Genomic DNA, 2646 nt, shown 5'->3' on the forward strand with positions numbered 1-2646 from the left:
GTAAGCGCGAATTTACGCACACCGCAGAGAGTTGGCCGGTGGGCTGTGGCTAGATCAGGCAGGTGCCGGTACTTGGTTCGGCTTCGCGAAGTTGAACGGCAGCAGGTCGCTGATATCAGCATCCGGTGCGCGCTGCGGCAGTTCGGTCAGCACGTGCATCAGATACGCATACGGTTCGACGTTGCACGCACGACATGTGAGCATCAAGCTGTAAATGACCGCGCTAGCCTTCGCCCCGGCAACAGTGTCACTGAACAGCCACGCCTTTCTTCCGGTCGTAAATGGCCGGATGTCTCGTTCGAGAACGTTGTTGTCGATGGGCGCACGACCGTCTTCGACGTAGCGCCGCAAGTATTCCCATTGATTGCGCATGTAGCTGATGGCCTTGCCGGTCAGGCTTTCGGGCAGCACCTGTGGCGCCTGTTCATCGAGCCAGATTTTGAATGCGTCCAGCAGTGGCACGCTGTGCTCCTGGCGCAGCCGGTACGTGTAGGCTTCCCGGGTTTGCCCCTCGGGTAACTTGCCATGCGCAAGGGTCTCGACCCGGTACAGTGCCTTGAAGTATTCGAGCGCCTTGCGTGCGCGACCGTCAGGTTTCTTGAGCGCCTTGTACGCTTCATCAAACGCCCGGCGCGCATGGGCCATGCATCCGAGGTGCGTGACACCTTCAAGCGTGCGCCACGCACTGTAGCCGTCGGTCATCAGCGTGCCGGCATAGCCTTTCAGGAAGGCCTGAGGATACTGCTGTCCGCGTCCGGGCTGGTATTCGAACAGCACCACCGGCTCGACACTTTCCTCGGCGCAGCGATAGACCCACATGTACGACTTGCTCTGCGCGGTCTTGCCATCTTCCTTGAGCACCTGCACCGTCGTCTCGTCGCCGTGGATCAGTGACTGCGAGCGCAGCGTGCGACGCATGGCCTCGTACAGCCGGGACAGGTGCAATTCGGCGGGCCGGATGATCCAGTGCGCCAGCGTGCCGCGACCGACTGCGATGTTCGAACGGCCCAGCGCGTCTTCCATGCGGTAAAGCGGTGTGCCATCCGCGTACTTGGCGGTCATCACCGTGGCGATCATCGCCGGGCTCGCGTTGCTGCCCGGCAGCGGCTGCGCCGGCATGGGGGCGACCACGATGGGTGTGCGCTCCGCGTGGCGCTCGCAATGGCGGCACGCATACTTGAAGCGCACGTGCTGCAGCACCGACGCCTTCACCTCGATATGCAACTGCTCACACGTTTGCTCGCCCATCCGGTGCATGACGCCCTGGCAGCACGGGCAGACCTTCTGATCGTCGGCCAGGTCGTATTCGATACGCGTACGGGGCAGATCGGCCGGCAGCGGCTTGCGTCCCCGTTTCTGGCGGCCCGGGCCGTCAACTGCTGGCAGGCCCGTGTCGGGCAGCGCAAAGACGCCGTCCGGATCGTCTTCAACGGGTTCGGTCGCGCCAGCCTGTTCGGCTTCGTCGAACACACGATCCTTGAGCTTCTCGCTGCTCGGTGCGAAGCGCTTCAATTGCGCGAGACGAAACTGCTCCTCGAGCTGCTCAATACGCTGGGCAAGCTGCTGGTTGCGGGTCTGAAGTTCGCGGTTGCTGGCCTCGAGTTCGCGGATATAGGCGCGAACCTCTGGCGGCAAGCCGGCGGCGGGATCGTGTGCTGGCATGACGCTCACGATAGCGAAACCGCCAGACCAATGGGTTTACCGAATTTGTAACATCCAGCCCGAGCGTTGCATCCCGGCACCTTCAGCCTGCGTGCTGGTATTGCCGCGAAGGATGACGGCGCACCGCCTCGATATCGATGCCGTCGAGCAGCCAATGAAGCTGCTCGGTCGTGATCTCCATCACCGCCTGCTGCCGGCGCGGCCAGACGAAGCGGTCTTCTTCCAGGCGCTTCATCAGCAGCCAGAAGCCCGTGCGGTCATACAACAGCAGCTTGATCCGGTCGTGCCGCCGGTTGCTGAACGCATAGACCGCCGGTGCAAACGGGTCCAGCCCCAGGGCCTGTTCGACCAGTGTCGCCAGGCCGTTGATCGACTTCCTGAAGTCGACGGCTTCGCGATGAAGGTACACCTTGAGTCTAGCGTCTAGCCTGAACATCGCAGCGCCCCAGTGTCTCGATCATCGCCGATACCAGCGGCGCATCCTGCCCCGTACAGTCGAGCCGTAGCGTGATGCCGTTGGGCATTTCCACCGTCAATTGCGAGCGCACGGGCGCGCGGGGCGATGGCCGCGCGGGCTTGGGACAGGTCTGCACGATGCCCGTCCGCTCGACCACCGCGCGGTGCTGGATCTCGACGAACGGCGACGGCACGACAAGCGTCGGCGTATCCTCGACGACTTCCCTCGCCACTGTCATGCCGCAGCGTTGTTGATGCAGCTTGATCCACCGGCGCAGCAAGTTCGCGTTGACGCCTGCCTTCAGCGCCAACCCCGCCACTGACACGCCCGGCTGCAGGCAGGCCTCGACGAGCCTGCGCTTGGACTGCGAGTCGTAACGCCGTTTGCCGTCGCGGCCTACAAGGGTAACGGCGAGATATGCCGTATCTGAGTCTGTCTGAGTCATGGGATGTGTCCACTGTTAATCAGTGGACACATCTTGCCCCGCCCTCAGGCCCGAGGATACGTGCTGATAAATTCGCGCTTAC

Annotated in this window: 3 protein-coding genes; all 3 read right to left on the minus strand. The window is 62.8% G+C overall.

The window, feature by feature from the left end; genetic code table 11:
• Nucleotides 1–54 precede the first annotated feature (54 nt).
• Entirely contained in the window at nucleotides 55–1662 is a 1608-nt protein-coding gene (gene tnpC / locus PTE30175_RS27905) for an IS66 family transposase (protein ID WP_150700322.1), read from the minus strand.
• Between the two features lie 82 nt (nucleotides 1663–1744).
• Nucleotides 1745–2098 (minus strand): IS66 family insertion sequence element accessory protein TnpB, encoded by a 354-nt coding sequence (tnpB, locus tag PTE30175_RS27910; RefSeq protein WP_150700323.1) that lies wholly within the window; start codon nucleotides 2096–2098, stop codon nucleotides 1745–1747.
• The gene (gene tnpA / locus PTE30175_RS27915) at nucleotides 2079–2564 is read right to left on the minus strand and encodes an IS66-like element accessory protein TnpA (RefSeq protein ID WP_150700324.1); all 486 of its coding nucleotides are present in this window, start codon (nucleotides 2562–2564) and stop codon (nucleotides 2079–2081) included. The genes tnpB and tnpA overlap by 20 nt, the downstream gene beginning before the upstream one ends.
• Nucleotides 2565–2646 lie beyond the last annotated feature (82 nt).

It is taken from the genome of Pandoraea terrae (assembly GCF_902459695.1).
Classification (GTDB): Bacteria; Pseudomonadota; Gammaproteobacteria; order Burkholderiales; family Burkholderiaceae; genus Pandoraea; species Pandoraea terrae.

What these genes read in the sequence shown, in the direction of transcription:
- tnpA (WP_150700324.1), bottom strand. Translation starts at nt 2,564, where the DNA reads ATGACTCAGACAGACTCAGATACGGCATATCTCGCCGTTACCCTTGTA.
- tnpC (WP_150700322.1), bottom strand. Translation starts at nt 1,662, where the DNA reads ATGCCAGCACACGATCCCGCCGCCGGCTTGCCGCCAGAGGTTCGCGCC.
- tnpB (WP_150700323.1), bottom strand. Translation starts at nt 2,098, where the DNA reads ATGTTCAGGCTAGACGCTAGACTCAAGGTGTACCTTCATCGCGAAGCC.